General features: G+C 73.1%; 10 protein-coding genes. 7 read left to right on the top strand and 3 right to left on the bottom strand.

Translation table 11 applies throughout. The features are described from left to right. The first annotated feature begins 218 nt into the window (after nucleotides 1–218). The 3 genes from ACFWVC_RS30390 (at nucleotide 219) to ACFWVC_RS30380 (ending at nucleotide 3,747) form a co-directional block, all read left to right on the top strand. Nucleotides 219–680, top strand: coding sequence for a hypothetical protein (locus ACFWVC_RS30390; protein WP_384294393.1), 462 nt, complete (start codon nucleotides 219–221; stop codon nucleotides 678–680). A 426-nt stretch (nucleotides 681–1,106) separates the two neighbouring features. Beyond that, nucleotides 1,107–2,129, top strand: a complete 1,023-nt coding sequence (locus ACFWVC_RS30385) for a saccharopine dehydrogenase family protein (protein WP_384294490.1) — start codon at nucleotides 1,107–1,109, stop codon at nucleotides 2,127–2,129. Between the two features lie 175 nt (nucleotides 2,130–2,304). Beyond that, on the top strand, nucleotides 2,305–3,747 hold the full coding sequence (locus tag ACFWVC_RS30380; RefSeq protein ID WP_384294390.1) for a hydrolase: 1,443 nt from the start codon (nucleotides 2,305–2,307) through the stop codon (nucleotides 3,745–3,747). Here the strand turns inward: ACFWVC_RS30380 and ACFWVC_RS30375 are convergent. Genes ACFWVC_RS30375 through ACFWVC_RS30365 form a run of 3 tightly spaced genes read right to left on the bottom strand, consistent with a single transcriptional unit; the run spans nucleotide 3,734 to nucleotide 7,596 of the window. Beyond that, nucleotides 3,734–4,888, bottom strand: coding sequence for a glycosyltransferase (locus tag ACFWVC_RS30375; protein ID WP_384294386.1), 1,155 nt, complete (start codon nucleotides 4,886–4,888; stop codon nucleotides 3,734–3,736). The genes ACFWVC_RS30380 and ACFWVC_RS30375 overlap by 14 nt on opposite strands. Beyond that, entirely contained in the window at nucleotides 4,888–6,144 is a 1,257-nt protein-coding gene (locus ACFWVC_RS30370) for a nucleotide sugar dehydrogenase (protein ID WP_384294383.1), read from the bottom strand. Before ACFWVC_RS30370 ends, ACFWVC_RS30375 begins: the two co-directional genes overlap by 1 nt. Before the next feature lie 18 nt (nucleotides 6,145–6,162). Further along, nucleotides 6,163–7,596: a glycosyltransferase family 4 protein gene (locus ACFWVC_RS30365; RefSeq protein ID WP_384294379.1), complete on the bottom strand. Its 1,434-nt coding sequence runs from the start codon at nucleotides 7,594–7,596 to the stop codon at nucleotides 6,163–6,165. A 62-nt stretch (nucleotides 7,597–7,658) separates the two neighbouring features. Here ACFWVC_RS30365 and wecB point away from each other — a divergent pair, with 62 nt between their 5' ends. Genes wecB through ACFWVC_RS30345 form a run of 4 tightly spaced genes read left to right on the top strand, consistent with a single transcriptional unit; the run spans nucleotide 7,659 to nucleotide 13,390 of the window. Further along, nucleotides 7,659–8,744: a non-hydrolyzing UDP-N-acetylglucosamine 2-epimerase gene (gene wecB / locus ACFWVC_RS30360; protein WP_384294373.1), complete on the top strand. Its 1,086-nt coding sequence runs from the start codon at nucleotides 7,659–7,661 to the stop codon at nucleotides 8,742–8,744. After that, a complete protein-coding gene (locus ACFWVC_RS30355; protein ID WP_384294366.1) occupies nucleotides 8,737–9,378 on the top strand; it encodes a class I SAM-dependent methyltransferase in 642 nt (213 codons plus the stop codon). The genes wecB and ACFWVC_RS30355 overlap by 8 nt, the downstream gene beginning before the upstream one ends. Next, a complete protein-coding gene (locus ACFWVC_RS30350; protein WP_384294362.1) occupies nucleotides 9,378–11,225 on the top strand; it encodes a hypothetical protein in 1,848 nt (615 codons plus the stop codon). The genes ACFWVC_RS30355 and ACFWVC_RS30350 overlap by 1 nt, the downstream gene beginning before the upstream one ends. Then, nucleotides 11,222–13,390 carry a glycosyltransferase gene (locus ACFWVC_RS30345; protein ID WP_384294358.1) on the top strand — a complete coding sequence of 723 codons (2,169 nt, stop codon included), beginning with the start codon at nucleotides 11,222–11,224 and terminating at the stop codon, nucleotides 13,388–13,390. The genes ACFWVC_RS30350 and ACFWVC_RS30345 overlap by 4 nt, the downstream gene beginning before the upstream one ends. Nucleotides 13,391–13,497: the final 107 nt, after the last annotated feature.

Below are 13,497 nucleotides of genomic sequence, written 5' to 3'. Positions count from 1 at the left end.
TCACCGCGGCGTTGCGAGGTGCCGGACAAGGTCCGCCCCTTCACTCCGGAGGGAATTCGGAATTGCTGGCGGGAACTCACCCATAAGAAGGGGGAATTGCCGACGCGTCGCAGCTCACAGGGGCGCACACCCGTACGGGAAACAGTTGTTTTCGACCCTGAAACGCCATGCCCCGCCACCCCTTCCGCCAGGTAGAAATATCTACCAAGGTAAGGCGCATGAGGAATACGGCATCAAAGCAGGCAACGGAGTGGCTGGCCGCCGCCGCGGCGGACCCGCGGGCGTGCAAACGGGAATGGGAGCACGGGGAGAGCGGCACCGCGCTGCTTCCCGCGGGACGCTTCTGGGACGTGCTCAGCGTGCCCGAGGATCTCGGACTGCTCGCGCTCGACGCGCTCTTGCGCATGCCGGGAGCGGATCCCGGCCCGACGCTCGCGGACGCGGCGTCCCATCGGGTGGGCTTCTTCCTCCCGCCGGATCCGGCGAGCAGATGGGTGGGCTCGGGCATCCGGTACGCCGGCGCGGGCGCGTGGATCGCGGTCCCGCCGCCGTACCGGGCGGCGGGGGCGGGGACGCTGCGATGGCTCGTGCCGCCGGACGGCAGCGGGACGCTGCACGCCCCTACCGTGGTGGAACTGGCCCTGTTCCAGGCCGCGGTCGCGGCCGACTGCCACCGCTGAACGACTCCGGCTCCGACTCCCATTCCGGCTGCGGCTTCGGCTCGTCCTGCTCCGTGCGGCGCGGGACCGTCCGTCCGCCGGCCCGCCAGTCGGCGACGAGTTCGGAGTAGATCGGCGGGTCCAACCAGTACGCACCGGTGAGTTCGGCATAGGTGCGGTGATGGTCGGTGTGGCCGAGGAGAAGGCACCCTTGGGCGATGGATGTGCTGTCCATGTCCCCATGCAACGCAGCGAGTACGCCGGTGGTACGTCCTGGCCCCGCCGCGCCACCGGATCGGGTGAGTACGCCCCTCTCTTTCGAGGGCGTGTCATTGTCGTACCAGCGGCTGGTCGGACCGCCGGCTCTGTGCCCGCGGCCCGCGGTGACCGACGGGTAACATCGGCTCCAGGACCGCCGCTCTGAGGGGAGCCACTCGCGTGACGTGGATGCTGTACGGGGCCACCGGGTACACCGGACGCCTGATCGCACGGGAGGCCGTGGCCCGTGGGGAACGCCCCGTGCTGGCCGGCCGCACCGCCGCCGCGCTGGAGCCGCTCGCGGGGGAACTCGGGCTGCCGTACCGGGTACTGACCCTCGACGACGCGGCGGGCCTGCGCGAGGCGCTTGCCGAAGTGGCGTCGGTCGCGCACTGCGCGGGCCCCTTCTCGGCGACGGCGCTGCCGATGGTCGAGGCGTGCCTGGACACCGGGACGCATTACCTCGACATCACCGGCGAGATCGACGTCCTGGAGCGGCTGCACGCGCTGGACGACCGCGCCCGCGCGGCCGGCGTGACGCTGCTGCCCGGCGCGGGCTTCGACGTGGTGCCCACCGACTGCCTGGCGGCGACCGTGGCGGCCGCGCTGCCCGGCGCGACCCACCTGGACCTGGCCTTCGTCGCCGGGGGCGGGGCGAGTCCCGGCACCGCCCGGTCCGCGCTGGAGGCGCTGGACCACGGGGCGGGCGGCCGGGCCCGGATCGACGGCGTGATCCGCGAAGTGCCCCTGGGGTGGCACCGGGTCACGGCGTCCTTCCGTACCGGCGACCGCTCGGTGGCGAGCGTCGCGTGGGGCGACGTGAGCACCGCGTACCACTCGACGGGCATCCCGAACGTCTCGGCCTATACGTGGCTGCCCGCCGCCCCGCTGGTGGAGCGGCTGCTGGCGGTGGCGCCGGTGCGGCGGGCCGCCCGCGCCGGGGTCGACCGCTTCCTGCGCGGCCCGGGCGAACGGACGCTGGCCCGTACCCGCTCACAGGTGTGGGCGCGCGCCCGCGATCCGCGCGGCGGCGAGGCCCAGGCGGCGCTGTCCACGCCCAACGGCTACGCCCTGACGGTGGATTCGGTGCTGCGGATCGTGCCACGGCTGCCGGACCTGCCGCGCGGCACGCACACGCCTTCCTCCGCCTTGGGCGCCGATTTCGTCCTGGAGCTGGAGGGCGTACGACGCAACGGACCGCACTTCGGCTGACACTCCGTCAATCCTTCTGCGGGGGCCGCCCCATCGACCGTTGCCCGGCGCAAGATTTGCCATGTACCGTTCAACCGTTCGTCATGCGCGACGCACGTCCCCCCTTGATCTACGCGCGCAGAATCAGCACCCGCACCGCCTCTCTGAACACCCCCCACACAGGAGGTTCTGCAGGATGCCCGGATCCGCCCCGACCCGCCGCAGACTCAGCGCGTACACCGCGCTCCTCGCCACGCTGCTCGCGGGCACCGCCGCACAGGCGGCCGCCACGACCACCGCCCACGCGGCCACCCCCCACCGCGTGCTCTTCGACAACGCCCACGCCGAGACGGCGGGCAACGCCGACTGGGTCATCAGCACCAGCCAGCCCGACCCGCTCGGCCAGGACGCCACCCCCTCCGCCGAGACCGACTGGACCGGCGCGCTGTCCTCGTGGGGCGTCGCCCTGCAACGGACCGGGAACTACTCGCTGAAGACGCTGCCGTCGGGCGGGTCCATCACCTACGGCACGTCCGCCGCCACCGACCTGAAGAACTTCGACACCTTCGTGCTGCCCGAGCCGAATGTGCTGCTGACGACGGCCGAGAAGACCGCCGTGATGAAGTTCGTGCAGGCCGGCGGCGGTCTCTTCCTCGTCTCCGACCACACCGGCGCCGACCGCAACAACGACGGCGAGGACGCGGTCGAGGTCATCAACGACCTCATGACCAACAACTCCGTCGACAGCACCGACCCGTTCGGCTTCTCCGTCGACACGCTGAGCATCGGCTCGGACTACCCGAAGGCCGTCAGCGACAGCGCCAACGCCGTGCTGCACGGCTCCTTCGGCACCGTCTCCAAGAGCCTGATCGCCAGCGGCACCACCGCGACGCTGAAGCCCGCCGACAACTCCTCCGTCAAGGGGCTGCTCTACCGCACCGGTTACTCCGGCAACACCGGTGCCTTCTTCGCCACCAGCACCTTCGGCAGCGGTCGCGTCGCGTTCTGGGGCGACAGCTCCCCCATCGACGACGGCACCGGCTCGTCCGGCAACACCCTCTACGACGGCTGGAACGACTCCGGCGCCACCAACGCCGCGCTCGCCCTGAACGCCACCGAGTGGCTCTCCGGCGCGACCGGCAGCGGGGGCGGCGGTGGCGGTGGCGGTGGCGGTGGCGGCACCTGTACCGCGGCCCAGTTGCTCGGCAACCCCGGCTTCGAGTCCGGCAGCACCACCTGGACGGCCTCCAGCGGCGTCATCACCAACTCCGCCGACCAGGCCGCCCGCACCGGCTCGTACAAGGCCTGGCTCGACGGCTACGGCTCCGCGCACACCGACACGCTCGCGCAGACCGTGACGATCCCCGCGGCCTGCACCACCGCCACATTCAGCTTTTACCTGCACGTGGACACCGACGAGACCACCACGACCACGGCCTACGACAAGCTCACCGTGGCCGCCGGCTCCACCACCCTGGCCACCTACTCCAACCTCAACGCCGGCACCGGCTACGCCCTGAAGAGCTTCAGCCTGGCCGGCTTCGCGGGCCAGACGGTGACGCTCAAGTTCACCGGCACCGAGGGCTCTCAGATCCAGACGTCCTTCGTCATCGACGACACGGCGCTCAGCGTGAGCTGACCGCCGCGGCACCGGGCCGGGTGGCGGCGGCAGCGGCCGCCGCCGCCCAGTCCTCCAGTCCCGCGACGAACTCACCGGCCCGATCCGGCCAGTTGAGCCCCGACAGCGCCGCCGCGTGTCCTCGCGCACCCATCAGATCGCGCAGTTCCGGCTCCGCGCGCAGCTTGCGCACCGCGGCCGCGGCGGCGGAGGGGTCCTCGTACGGCACGAGCAGCCCGCAGTCGTGCGCCTCCACCAGTTCGGCGGCGAGCGGGTTGGGGGTGCTGACGACGGGGATGCCGTAGGCCATGTACTCCACGACCTTCGTCGGCCGGGAATGGCGGTAGTTGGCCTCGTCGCGCAGCAGGGACATCCCGGCGAGCGCACCGCGCAGCCGGCCGAGCGCCTCGTCGTTGGGCAGGAAGCCGTGCCAGCGCAGCACGCCGTCGCGGTCGGCGGCGGAGAGTAACGCGCGTACGTCGCCGTCGGCGGCGCCGATCACCTCCACCCGGACCTCCGGGGCCAGCAGCCGCGCCATGGCGATGAGTTCCTCCGTGCCCCGGGCCCGGGACAGCTGCCCGAGGTAGACCACCCGGTCGTCCCCCGGGGGCACCGGGGTGCCCGGCGGCACGGTCACCAGGTTGGGCACGACGGGGTGGATGCGCCGGAACCTCCCCTGGTAGGCGTCCTCCGCGAGCAGCAGGTGCAGATGGCGTTCGGCGATCCGCTCCGCGGCGCGCACCGCGAGCCGCATCGGCGGGCGCAGTGCGCGCGGCACCCAGCCCTTCATCGCGACGGCCGCCGCCGTGTCCTCGTGCACGTCCCACACCACGGCCGGGCGCCGGGCGCCGATGCGCCGCCAGTGGCGCAGCGCGCCGGGCAGGGCGAGCAGCAGCTCCGGGTCGTGCAGCAGGACGACGTCCGCCGCGGGGCCGCGCGCGTCGAGCATCCGCCGCGCCGCGCGGACCGCCGCACGCCGGTCGCGCCCGGTGGCGCGCGGCAGGTCGACCGCCTCCACGTCGGGGCGCGGTGTCGCGCCCCGCGCGGTGAACGGCGCGGCGTAGGTGACGGTGTGTCCGCGGTCGAGGAGCGCCGCGATCTGCCGGTGCAGTATCCGGGCGTCCTCGGGGTGGTGCACGACGGTCACGACGAGCACGTGCATCACAGCACCTCGACATCTGGCCGGTTCAGGCGTCCACGCGTGTCGAACAGCAGGCGCGCGTGGTGCGCGACGTCCTGCAGGTCGTACCCGCTGTGGTCCTGGAGAAGGATGGTCAGGTCGTGCTCGCGCAGGGCGGAGTTCAGCTCCCCGGAGCGCGGCACCGGCACGCCGTCGACCTGCCAGGCGTCCACGAACGGGTCGTGGTAGGTGACGTCGGCGCCGAGCTTGCGCAGCAGCCGCGCGACGGGGACCGCCGGGGTCTCCCGCTGGTCGGCGATGTCGGGCTTGTAGGTGACGCCGAGCAGCAGCACCCGCGAGCCGTGCACGGGCTTGCCCGCGTCGTTGAGCAGATCCTGCGCGCGGCGCACCACGTACTCGGGCATCCGGTGGTTGATCTCCCGGGCGAGCTCCACGAACCGGAACTCGTAGCCGAGGGTGCGGATCTTGTACGACAGGTAGTTGGGGTCGATGGGGATGCAGTGGCCGCCGACCCCGGCGCCGGGCCGGAAGGCCTGGAAGCCGAAGGGCTTGGTCGCCGCGCAGTCGATGGCGTTCCAGATGTCGACGTCGAGTTCGCGGCAGAGTATGGCCAGCTCGTTGACGAGCGCGATGTTGACGTGCCGGTAGGTGTTCTCCAGCAGCTTGGCCATCTCGGCCTCGCGGGTGCCCTTGGCCTGGACGACGGTGTCGACCACCTTGCTGTAGAACGCCACCGCGCGCGCCGCGCACTCCGGGGTGTGACCGCCCACGATCTTGGGCGTGTCGCGCAGGCCGAAGTTCTTGTTGCCCGGATCGATCCGTTCGGGTGAGAAGGCGAGCGCGAAGTCCCGTCCCGCGCGCAGTCCCGAGCTCTCGAGGATCGGCCGCAAAACCTCGTCTGTGGTCCCCGGGTACGTCGTCGACTCCAGGACCACCAGCACCCCGGGCCGCAGGCGTGCCGCGATGGCCTCGCCCGCGCCGGTGACGGCGGTGAGGTCGGGCCCGCCGTCGGCCGACAGCGGGGTCGGGACGCAGATGATGACCGTCTGGGCGTCCGCCAGGCACTCCTGCCCGGTGCTGGCGGTGAAGCCGGCGGCCAGCATGCGCCGCAGGTCCTCGTCCGAGACGTCGTCCACATGGGAGTGACCGGCGTTCAGACCGGCCACCACACGCGGGTCGAGGTCATGCCCCACCACACTCAGTCCCACCGCCGCGGCTTCGCGGGCAAGGGGCAGCCCCACGTATCCGAGGCCTACGACTGCGAGATCCACCGTCATGCCGCACCATCCCGAGTGCTATACGGCCCCCAGACTCCGGTAGGCGTCGCGCGTCCGCACGGCGATATGTACCCACGTACGGTCGCGGGCCACTCGCGTGCGGGCGGCTTCGCCCATCATCCTTCGTCGTTTTGCACTATAGAGCAATACTTCGAGCGCTTCTGCCCATGCGTGAGGATCTTCTGACGGAATCAGTCGGCCACTCACCTCATCCTCGATCAGCTCTCCTAGGGCCTTGAGATCACTGGCAGCAACGGGCAGACCACTCGCCATCGCCTCCACCGGCTTGAGAGGAGTCACCAATTGGCACACGCGATCGGGAGTCCGCGGCACCGCGAACACGTCCAGCACGGCGTGGTACGACCGGACCTCGGAGTACGGCACCCGACCGGTGAACAGCGCGCCGTCCCCGAGGCCGAGTTCGGCCGCCTGCCGCTCCAGGGCCGGGCGCAGCGGGCCGTCACCGACGATCAGCAGCCGCAACGGCACCCCCCGGCGGCGCAACTCCGCACCTGCCCGCAACAGGGTGCCGATGCCCTCGTGCGGGGTGAGTGTCGAGACCGTGCCCACGACGAGTTCGTCCGGGGCGATGCCCAGCCGGGCGCGCAATGGGCCCGCGTCGGGCAGCGGCTCCAGGAAGACGTCGTCCACGGCGTTCGGCACGACACGCACGCGCTCCTCCGGCACGCCGCGCGCGACGATCTCGCCCTTCATGGCCTCGCCGAGGGTGAACACCAGGTCCGCCGAGCGCATGCAGTGCGTCTCCAGCGCCCGCCGCTCGCGGAAGGAAGCGGAGTCCGGGCTGCGGCCGGGCCCTTGGGTCAGCCAGGTCTCCTCCAGGAAGCCGCGCACCTCGTACACCACGGGCAGGCCGAACGACTCGCGCAGGGCGAGGGCAACTCGGCCGTTCGGGTGATCGGTGGCAGCGTGCAGCACCGCGGGGCGCAGCCGTTCGACCAGCCGGGCGGCCAGCTCCGCGTTGCGGGCCAGGACCGCGCCGGGCGTCGCGGGCATCCGCACGGGGAGCAGCCGGTGGTAGGGCACCCCGTCCACCACCTGCGTGGGCCGGCCGTCCCACACGCCCTGCGCCACCGGGAAGCCCAGCCGGGTGACCACCTGGGGATCGAGCCCGGCCTGTCGCTGGGCCCGTGCGATGGCATGTGTGCGTACGGTGTAACCGGCATTCCGGTACGGCAGCGAGTTGGTGACCAGGTGCAGTACACGCCCCGGTACGGGTCTTCCCGGCGCGCCGCGCGGCGCGGGCACCTCGCTCGGCCCGTAGGCACGGCCCGCGGCACCGCGGACCCGGTGCGGGTCGCGGGCGGGCAGCCGGGCGAGGGCCCACCCGGCGGGCCGCCGGGCCGGCCCCGGCGCGAGCCGCAGGGCAAGACCGGCCGCCCGCACGGGATCGGCCCGCAGATGACGGACCGCCACGGAGGCGGCGAGAATCAAGGCACGAAGAGTACGACGACGCACATTCCCACCCTAAACACCTCCAGCCAGCGGGAGGCACCGTGCTCGGCTCGGTAGTCCATGTTGTCGGCGCCAGGCCCAACTTCGTCAAGGCCGCCCCGGTGGTCGCCGCACTGCGGGCGGCGGGGCAGCCGCAGTCCGTGGTGCACACCGGGCAGCACTACGACGAGAGGATGTCGGACATCTTCTTCAGGGAACTCGGTCTGCCCGAGCCCGACGTGGACCTCGGCGTCGGCTCCGGCACCCACGCGCGGCAGACCGCCGCGCTGCTGGTCGCCCTGGAGGACGAACTGTCCGCCCGCTCCCCCGCACTCGTCACCGTCTACGGCGACGTCAACTCCACGCTCGCGGCGGCGCTGGTCGCCGCCAAGCTGGGACTGCCGGTCGCCCACGTCGAGTCGGGGCTGCGCAGCTTCGACATGACCATGCCCGAGGAAGTCAACCGCCGGCTGACCGACCAACTCGCCGACCTGCTCTTCGTCACCAGTCCCGAGGCGGTCGGCCACCTCGCCAACGAGGGCGTGGACCCGGCCCGGGTGCACTTCGTGGGCAACCCGATGATCGACACCCTCATGGCCCACCTGCCGCGCTTCGACCCCGCGGCGGCCCGCGCCACGCACGGACTGCCCGCGCGCTACGGCGTGGTGACCCTGCACCGCCCGGCCAACGTCGACGACCCGGCCGCCGCCACCGCGGCCGTCCGGGCACTGCGCGCCGCCGCCGAGCAGCTGGAACTGGTGATCCCGCTGCACCCGCGCGGGCGCGCCGCGCTGGAGGCGGCGGGCCTGGCCGGAGCACCCGGCGTGCGGATCGTGGAACCGCTCGGGTACCTGGAGTTCATGGGACTGCTGCGCGGCGCCGCCGCCGTGATCACCGATTCGGGCGGCGTCCAGGAGGAGTCCACCGTGCTCGGCGTGCCGTGCCTGACACTGCGCCCCAACACCGAGCGCCCGGTGACGGTCACCCACGGCACCAACCGGCTGGTGGAGCCCGACAGCCTGGTGCCCGCCCTCCTCAAGGCCCTGGACGGCGGGTCGGCCGCCGCCGAGGGCCCGCCCCTGTGGGACGGCCGTTCGGGCGAGCGCATCGCCAGGATCATGACCGAATGGCTGGAGCACCATGTCTGATCCGTCGGGGCAGCAGACCCGGGACTACTGGGAGAACCGCCACCGGCGCCATGACGAGCTGGCCTCCAGCGGGCACATCGGCCTGGAACGCTCCGGCAACGAGGCCTTCTACGCCGTCCGTCTCGCCGAACTGCTGCGCCACACCGGCGACGCGGGCAGCGGCACCGACCCCCTGTTCGTGCTCGACGCCGGCTGCGGCAAGGGCTGGTTCGCCCGGGCCCTGGCCCGCTGCGGCCACCGCGTCGACGCCTTCGACGCCAGCCCCGAGGCCGTCGGGCAAGCCCGTGAACTCGGCGGCGGACCGCGCTACGCGGTCGCGGAGCTCGACGCGTGGCGCAGCCCGTGGCTGTACGACGTGGTGCTCGGCGTCGACGTGCTCTTCCATGTCCTGGACGACGCGCTCTGGGAGGCCTCCCTGGTCAATCTCGCTTCCCTGGTGCGGCTGACCGGCCGTCTGATCGTCTCCGACGAGGACGCGCCGCGCCGGACGCCCCGGGGCGACTACATCCTGCACCGGCCCGCGGCCGAATACCGCGCCGTCGTGGAACCGCTCGGCCTGCGCCACCTCGGTTTCACGCCGTACGGTTTCCGGGAGAACAGGGTCGGTTTCCACGTCTTCACGAGGACCTCCTGATGCGCCTGCTCGATCTGCTCCACCCGCACCTGGACGGCGTGACCGAGGTCGTCGACACGACCGGCGGCGGCATCCCCCTCGAACCGTATCTGCACCTGCCCGAGGGCATCCGGCTCACCCGCTCCGATCCGGAGGACCCAGGACCGGTCGGCGAGGGGCGGCTCGCCCTGCTGTCGTACGGCCCCGATCCGGCGCGGCACGGGGACGAGGCGGCGTTCACGGCCGCGCTGGGGCGGATGCGCCCCGGCGGGCGGGGCCTGGTCGTCTTCGGCCACGCCACGACCGAACTCCCCTACCACCGGCTGCTGGACGGGCTGGTCACCCACCGCTGCCAGGTGCTGCGCGCGGCCGGGCTGGGCTACGTCCATCTGCACGGCGGCGCCGTCTTCACCTGCACCGAGCACCTGCTGCCGCTCCACGACGGCGCGGGCCGCCCGGTGCCCGACGGCGGCGGTGACGGCGGTGACGGCGGTCGCACCGCGCTGCGGATCGCCGACGAGTACGTCCTCACCGACTTCGTCTCCCGTGCCCAGCGGGACCGGCTGCTGGACCTGGAACGGCGCCACGAACAGGACACCCGGACCCTGGAGACACTGCGCGACGAGACCGGCGCGGAGCGGGCGGCCGCCGCGATCCGTGAACGCGACCAGATCGCCGCCGCGCTGCGCCAGGCCCGGGAGCGGGTCGGCGTGCTGGAGGCCCGGGTCGCCATGCTCCAGGGCTCCACCTCCCTGCGGGTCGGCCAGGTGCTCGTCTCGGCGGCCCGCTCCCCGCTGCGCGGCTCGGCTCGGCTGCCGCGCGAGCTGTACGGGATGTGGCGCGGGCGCAGCAAGGGCGGCCGGCCGGTGGCGGCCCGTCCGGCCGGCTCGGCCGCTTCGGGCTTTCCCGCGCTCCCCGAGGCGGCCTCGGCCGACGGGGACCGGCTGCACCTCGCGCACCGCGCCTTCTCCGCGGGACCCCGGGACCGCCTGGTCGTGGCCGGTGTGCTGAACGCGGCCACGGCCGCCGACTTCGCCCACGACGCGGTCGTCAACCGCGCGCTGCCGCACGACGCCACACTCGTCGCCGAGCGCACCGACCCGGACGTCCTCCTCGTACAGCTCAGCGCCTGCACCGGCCCCGGCCCGTGGACCCACACCGGCACCGGGCTCGCCCCCGACCTCGACCGGCGGCTGGCCGATCTGCTGGCGACCGCGCGCGCCGCGGGCCGCCCGACGGTCCTGTGGCGGGACGGCCCCGCGTCGGCCGCCCCCGGTCTGTCCCGCTTCCCCTGGGACGCCGTCCTCGACGGCGACACCGGGGTGCAGCCGGCCCGGCTGGACCCGGCGACGACGGCGCGGGCCGACCTGCGGGAGATCTTCACCTCGCGGGCCACCCGGGTGCGGCTGTCGCAGCTCGCCCGGATCGCCGGCGCGGCCGACCCGCTGGACGCCCGGCGTGTCGCCGTGCTCGCCGACCCGCGCGACGGCGCGGAGGTCTCCCGGCTCATCGGGCAGGTGCTGACGCAGCTCCACCGGCCCGCCGAAGTGCTGGTCCCCAGCCCCGGCGGCGCGCTGGCGGAGCTCACCGCCGGCGGCGTCACCGTACGGGCCTCCGGCGACGGGCCGAGCACGCCCTGGGTCGCCGACTGGACCGACCTCGCCGAAGAGCGCGAGGCCGCCCACCTCCTGGACCTGATGTGCGCTCAGGAGTGCTCAGGCGCCGACGCGGTGGGCTACAGCGCCGAAGGCGCGGGCTTTGTGCCGCACGTCAACGGGTTCAGGCCCGCTCTCGTCCGCAAGTCGCTGTGGCGCGCCCCGGAGGGCGCGGGACGGCTGTTCACGATCCGCCGGGAGGACGCACGATGACGGCGACGCGCACGATCCGCGCCATGGTCTACGGGGACGTGGACCTCAATCTCATCGACGGCTCCGCGGTCTGGGCGCAGTCGATGGTGCAGGCGCTGTCGCTCGCCGGGTGCGAGACCCGGCTGGTGCTGAAGGCGCCGGTGCGCACCGGCCGACTGGTCGACCCGCTGGCCGAACTGCCGGGTGTCACGGTCGTGTCGACCGACCGGGTGCTCTCCCCCGTGCAGGCTTCGCGAAAGCTGCGCGCCCTGGACGAGGAGGAGCCCTGCGACCTGCTGGTGCTGCGCGGCCGGAGGGCGGTCACGCAGATCGTCGCGGACGGCGACTTCGACAACAGGATCTGGGCGTATCTCACCGACATCCCGCAGTCGGCCGCGGAGATGACCGGCGAGGCCGCCGATGACCTGGCCCGGATCGCGGAGGCCTCGCGGCAGTTGCTGTGCCAGACCGAGGAACTGCGCTGCTTCATCGAGGCGTGGGTGCCGGAGGCGTGCGGCAAGTGCGTGCTCTACCCGCCGAGCGTGCCGGTGCCCGACTTCGACGTGCCGGAGCACGAGGCGGCGGGTGACCCCGTGCGCATGGTCTACACGGGCAAGTTCGCCCCGCGGTGGAACACCCTGGAGATGACGGAACTGCCGCGCGCGCTCGCCGGGCGAGGTGTGCGGGCCGAACTCCACACGGTGGGCGACAAGATCCACGACGACCCGCTGCACCCGGAGTTCCACGACCGCATGGAGCGCGCGCTCGCCACCACCACGGGCGTGGTCCACCACGGCGGCACGCCCCGCCAGGAGGCGATGCGCATCGCGGCGGGCTGCGACGTGGGACTGGGCTGGCGCCATCCGGACCTGGACGCGAGCCTGGAGTTGTCCACGAAGGTCCTGGAGTTCGGCACCCTGGGGCTGCCGGTCGTGCTCAACCGCACGCCCGCGCACGAGGCCCTGCTCGGCGCCGACTACCCGCTCTTCGTCCCCGGCCGCGGGACCCTGGACGACGCGGCCGAGGCCGTGGCCACCGCCGCCGGCTCCAAGGCGGCCTACCGGACGGCGGCACGGCGCTGCCGGGAGGCCGCGGCACACTTCTCGCTGGAACGGGCCGCCGAGCGGCTGCGCGGTCACCTCGGCCGCGCGTTCCCCACGGCGCCGGACGGACTCGGCAAGCGCACGCGGCCGCTGCGCGTGGTCGTCGCCAGCCACGACCTGAAGTTCTTCACCCGGCTGCTCGACCACTTCCAGGCGCTGCCGGGCGTCGAGGTGCGCATCGACGCCTGGTCCGCGCTGGCCAAGCACGATGTCGCGGCCAGCCGTGAACTCGCCGCCTGGGCCGACGTGGTGGTCGTGGAGTGGTGCGGCCCGGCGGCCGTCTGGTACAGCCGCCACAAGCGGCGCGGCTCCCGGCTGCTGGTACGGCTGCACCGCTTCGAGCTGTACGCGGGCTACACCGCCCAGGTCGACATCGACGCCGTCGACCGGGTCGTCTGCGTCAGCCCGCACTACACCGCGCTGACCCGCGAGCGCACCGGCTGGCCGGACGCCAAGATCGTGACGATCCCCAACTGGGTCGACGACCGCCAACTGGACCGCCCCAAGGCCGCCGACGCCCGCTTCCGCCTGGGCATGATCGGCATCGCGCCCGCCCGCAAGCGGCTCGACCTCGGGCTGGACGTGCTGGAGGCGCTGCGCGCCCGGGACCCGCGCTGGCAGCTGTCGGTGAAGTCCAAGATGCCGTGGGACTACTGGTGGATCTGGAACAAGCCCGAGGAGCGCACGCACTACGACGCGGTCCTGCGCCGGGTGCAGTCGGGCCCGCTGCTGGAGGACGCGGTCGTCTTCGACAGCTTCGGCCCCGACGTGGCCAGTTGGCTGCGGCGCATCGGCTTCGTGCTGTCCACGAGTGACGACGAGAGCTTCCATCTGGCCCCCGCCGAGGGCATGGCGTCCGGCGCCGTCCCCGCGCTGCTGCCCTGGCCGGGGGCGGACGAGATCTACGACCGCCGGTGGATCCACGACTCCCCCGAGGCGATGGCGGACGCGATCCACACCCTGGCCGAGGACGGCTGGGAGTCAGAGGCCGCGCACGCGCGCGGCTGGCTGCAGGACTCCTTCGGCCTGGACAAGGTGCGCGCCGCCTGGACCGACCTGCTCACCGACGCCGCGGCGCACTGACCGGCCCGGCCGCCGGTTCGCCCCAGGAACGGGGACTCCGCTTCACCCGAACGCACGACCGAACGGCCGCCGCGGCCGTACCATGGCGCCGGGGTGGCCGACTGGAG

Source organism: Streptomyces sp. NPDC058691, assembly GCF_042714775.1.
GTDB lineage: Bacteria > Actinomycetota > Actinomycetes > Streptomycetales > Streptomycetaceae > Actinacidiphila.
This window is presented reverse-complemented; position numbering and strand designations above follow the sequence as displayed.

Coding starts and splice junctions, on each gene's coding strand:
- ACFWVC_RS30345 (WP_384294358.1), top strand. CDS start 11,222: ATGACGGCGACGCGCACGATCCGCGCCATGGTCTACGGGGACGTGGAC.
- ACFWVC_RS30380 (WP_384294390.1), top strand. CDS start 2,305: ATGCCCGGATCCGCCCCGACCCGCCGCAGACTCAGCGCGTACACCGCG.
- ACFWVC_RS30375 (WP_384294386.1), bottom strand. CDS start 4,888: ATGCACGTGCTCGTCGTGACCGTCGTGCACCACCCCGAGGACGCCCGG.
- ACFWVC_RS30385 (WP_384294490.1), top strand. CDS start 1,107: ATGCTGTACGGGGCCACCGGGTACACCGGACGCCTGATCGCACGGGAG.
- ACFWVC_RS30390 (WP_384294393.1), top strand. CDS start 219: ATGAGGAATACGGCATCAAAGCAGGCAACGGAGTGGCTGGCCGCCGCC.
- ACFWVC_RS30355 (WP_384294366.1), top strand. CDS start 8,737: ATGTCTGATCCGTCGGGGCAGCAGACCCGGGACTACTGGGAGAACCGC.
- ACFWVC_RS30370 (WP_384294383.1), bottom strand. CDS start 6,144: ATGACGGTGGATCTCGCAGTCGTAGGCCTCGGATACGTGGGGCTGCCC.
- ACFWVC_RS30350 (WP_384294362.1), top strand. CDS start 9,378: ATGCGCCTGCTCGATCTGCTCCACCCGCACCTGGACGGCGTGACCGAG.